This is a genomic window from Plesiomonas sp. (assembly GCF_051650925.1).
In the GTDB taxonomy this organism is placed as follows: domain Bacteria; phylum Pseudomonadota; class Gammaproteobacteria; order Enterobacterales; family CAMTGL01; genus Plesiomonas.
The window spans coordinates 1-3,075 of the sequence record NZ_JBOFRH010000233.1 but is presented as its reverse complement, the minus strand read 5'-3'; the positions used below and the strand labels follow the sequence as shown (position 1 = coordinate 3,075).

The window sequence follows — 3,075 nt, the reverse complement described above, 5'->3', positions numbered from 1 at the left end:
TGTTCAGGGTGCACGATAATACAGTCAATCGGGCAGACCTTAATACAGGTTGGCGTTTCATAATGCCCCACACACTCAGTGCAGAGATTAGGGTCTATTTCATAGATCAGATCACCCATCGCGATAGCCTTATTCGGGCACTCCGGTTCACACATATCGCAATTGATACATTTGTCTGTGATTAATAACGCCATATCAACGATTTACCTTTAAATTCATTTAATTTCAATATCTTATGTTTATCTTGGCTCAATGTGCCATCACATATTTTGGGGCTTTTTATACAGTGCTTTTGGTCTTCTTATACAGTTTTGGTTTTCTTATACAGTATAGAAACGCACTCACGTAACACAAAACAGCAACACAAGGGTATTTTATATCCCTATGAGGGAACATATGTGTAACACACTAAATAATCAGTTTATTTACAAGGTATTACGATATCAGACTCACTAGCACAGCACGCTTTTATTGAAAATCTGGCATCTTTTACTGTGTGGATATACGCAGAAAAGCGGTTAACTGTGTATTTTGCGTGAACAGTTCAGATTTGTCTTATTGCTATTGCTGTTATTTTAGCTGAAATTGGTAAGCCATACAGTGCTTAATATGATCTGAATAGTTATTGGTGCAATCGTGTTTGTCGGTCTGAACTTGCTGATTGGCGGAAATGCTACTCTTACTGTTTGATTACTCTCGGGAATAAAATATGTTCAAGCCGTTCGTTCGCAATAAAATGTCAGCCGGAATCACCACGGCTATTCTGGCCACTTTTCTGTGTGGAACCGCGTACGCCTATGCTGATGTTGCAACCGAAGTTGCTCCAGTGACTGCGGTAGCTGCTGCGGCATCGCCTGATTTTGCCCCTCAAGCACGTTCGGTTGACCAAGCCTTACTGGCGGCAGCTACTACTGAACAGGCGGCAACATTAAAAACGCTCGAACAGCTTGTCAAAATTGAAACCGGTACCGGCGATGATATTGGCATGCCGCAAATGTCTGCGTTGCTTGCCAAAGAGCTTAAGAAACTCGGCGCAACCGTGACGCTGCATAAGGCGAAGGCGGGTGTTGTTGGTGATAATGTTGTCGGAGAGTTTCACGGAAAAGGCGACAAAAATTTGCTGCTGATGGCACATATGGATACCGTTTATCCTAGAGGGACACTGGCCAAAACGCCTTGGCGTATCGAAGGGAATAAGGCCTACGGTCCGGGAGTGGCAGATGCCAAATCGGGTATCACCGTGATCCTGCATAGCCTGCAGTTGCTTAAAGATCGCAATTTTAATGACTACGGAACGATCACCGTACTGTTCAATACTGATGAAGAGAAAGGTTCACACGGCTCGAAGGCGTTGATTGAGTCACTGGCAGCCAAGAGCGATGCTATTTTCTCATACGAGCCGACACTGGCTGATTCAGAAGCTATGCCACTTAACACCTCAGGTATTGGTGCAATCAATGTTTCTGTTAAAGGTTTAGCCGCGCATGCCGGAGCCAATCCGGAGCTGGGTGTGAATGCACTTATCGAAGCATCCGATTTTGCCCTGCGCACGATGGATCTTGATCAAGGGCCCGGAAAGCTGCGCCTGACCTGGACTCATCTTGATGCGGGCAGTGTGAATAACATTGTTCCTGACAGCGCAAAACTGTACGCTGATGTGCGTTATCCGACCAAGGCGGCATTCGAGCAACTCACTCGCACCCTTCAGGCGCGTAGCGCGACCAAGCGTGTACCGAATGCCGAGGTGAGTTTCGATTTCAACCCAGGTCGTCCGCCTTACAATGCAGGGGCTGGTGGCAGTATGCTGATCCAAAATGCGGTGGATATTTACCACTCTCTCGGTCATAAAATTACTGTTGTTCCGGTCACCGGTGGCGGTACGGATGCCGGTTATGCAATGAAGAGCGGTAAGCCTATCATTGAAGGTATGGGGCTGCCTGGTTTTGGCTATCATGCCAACGTGGGGGAGTGGGTTGTGATTGATTCAATCCCGCGCCGTCTGTACTTATCAGCGCAGATGATTATGGATATTGCTCAGGGCAAATAAGCGTTCGCCCTTGGTACAAATTGCGGTACAAAACGGATCTGCAATAGATATCGTTTTGTACCGTATTCGTTCAGGCGGTGAAAACTTACACGGTGTTCACCTAAGTGGTATCTAGTTAAGTAATACCCCTCATTTAAGCGATAACAACTCAAGCAATAAATTACGTAAGCTATGCTCACTGTCGTTGTATCTACAAAAAATACCTGCCTGCGGATATCACACCAATTTTTTCACCAGCTCTTCACTGTATAAAATCCGGTGGCGTGCATTACCTACATCACGCTGTACTAGCCCCATAAACAGCAGATCGGTCATGGCCAGTTGTGCGGTACGTGAAAACATGGCCGAACTGCGCACTGCAACTTCGTCCGCGACGGTATACAGGCAGTGTGTGGCTAGCGGGTGTAGCGCATTAGGTTGGTAGCCGGTGAGTGCCAGTACCGGAGTGCCTTGTTTAAGCGCCTCTTGGACTACGCCATTGACCTCACGTCGGCTGCCGGAAAAAGAGATCGCCAACAGCAAATCGTCGGGCGACAAGGTTTGAGCAATAGTCAGTTGCACGTGGGGATCGGTTTCTGTCAGCGCAGTCATACCGATTTTCAGTAATTTATAGCTGAAATCTTTTGCCACCAGCGCAGATGAGCCGATACCACACAGCAAAATCCGTTTAGCGCCAGCCAACATATTTACTGCATGATCCAGCGCCAATTCGGGGTTTAACTGCAATGTAGCTTGCAGTGTACGAATACTTTCGGCAATCAGCTTTTCGCCCACAATCGGTAGCGTGTCATCACTGCGGATTTGGTGATGAAGCGTAACACCGTGACTCTGCTGTTGTTGCAGTACCACCGCTTCCCCCAGCGCTAAACGTAGTTCGGTAAATCCACGATAGCCCAATTTTTGGGCAAACTTAACGACACTTGATTGGCTGACATTTGCAGCTTTAGCCAGTGCTTGTGAAGACATATCCCGCGCTTTATCTGGATGACTTTGCAGAAAAAGTGCCAGTTTTCGCTCGCTATGCGACA

General features: G+C 47.2%; 3 protein-coding genes. 1 reads left to right on the top strand and 2 read right to left on the bottom strand.

Features of this window, described 5'->3' with window-relative positions; all coding sequences use genetic code 11:
- Nucleotides 1-194: YfhL family 4Fe-4S dicluster ferredoxin (locus tag ACRC27_RS05515; RefSeq protein WP_438639382.1), on the bottom strand; the 194-nt coding region annotated here is incomplete at its 3' end.
- Between the two features lie 515 nt (nucleotides 195-709).
- On the opposite strand from ACRC27_RS05515, the gene ACRC27_RS05510 reads away from it, so the two are divergent.
- On the top strand, nucleotides 710-2,047 hold the full coding sequence (locus tag ACRC27_RS05510) for a glutamate carboxypeptidase (protein ID WP_438622454.1): 1,338 nt from the start codon (nucleotides 710-712) through the stop codon (nucleotides 2,045-2,047).
- Nucleotides 2,048-2,263: 216 nt separating this feature from the next.
- Here ACRC27_RS05510 and ACRC27_RS05505 read toward each other — a convergent pair.
- The coding region (locus tag ACRC27_RS05505) for an SIS domain-containing protein (RefSeq protein ID WP_438639381.1) at nucleotides 2,264-3,075 on the bottom strand (812 nt) is incomplete at its 5' end.